This is a genomic window from Desulfobulbus alkaliphilus, from assembly GCF_016918545.1.
In the GTDB taxonomy this organism is placed as follows: Bacteria; Desulfobacterota; Desulfobulbia; order Desulfobulbales; family Desulfobulbaceae; genus Desulfobulbus; species Desulfobulbus alkaliphilus.
In genome coordinates this window covers 1-549 of record NZ_JAFFQC010000134.1, presented here as the reverse complement: position 1 = coordinate 549, position 549 = coordinate 1, and the positions used below count along the sequence as shown (strand labels likewise).

The following is a 549-nucleotide window of genomic DNA, read 5'->3' as shown; positions in this document are numbered from 1 at the left end:
CCACCTCACCGGCGGCGAAGATCTCACCGATGATGACGGACGCCAGCAGGGCCAGCGAGACCAGCACGTCGGCCTTGATGTCGAAGCGCGTGAACAGGCCTTCGGCGCCTTCCTTGATGATGGGCACGCCGCACAGCAGCACGGCCAGCCAGGCCGGGTCCACAGGACCGGGGACAAGTTCCAGAAAACTCAGCAGCAGGGCCACTGCCGATATGCCCAGGGCCAGTGCCTGCCGGGGCTCTTCCCTGAGCCATTCCTTGACGTCTGCCAGCATGGAGCCTCCTTGTCTGTCCGGGGCGTCATGAGCATCGCAAGTCCGGCATGTGCCGGAAGGCTCTGCGGCGGATGTGCGCGGGGACAGGCGGGTGGAAAAGTATTCGATCGGCCTCAAGATACCTATAGGGGTATAGGTAGTCAAGCAGGGGCCAAAAAAAAACCGGGCAAGCCCGGCTAGCTGCGACGGGAAAAATGTTCCACGGCCTTGGCAAAGGCTGCGATGGTGGCGTCGGCATCCCCGTGTTCGATGCCGTCGCGCACGCAGTGCTGCAA

1 protein-coding gene and 1 pseudogene are annotated in these 549 nt (G+C 63.2%); both read right to left on the bottom strand.

Annotated features, from left to right (window positions below; all coding sequences use genetic code 11):
* Positions 1-274, bottom strand: a pseudogene (locus JWG43_RS17755) (heavy metal translocating P-type ATPase); the annotation flags it as partial.
* A 176-nt stretch (positions 275-450) separates the two neighbouring features.
* The coding region (locus tag JWG43_RS20395; protein WP_504208224.1) for a metal-sensitive transcriptional regulator at positions 451-549 on the bottom strand (99 nt) is incomplete at its 5' end.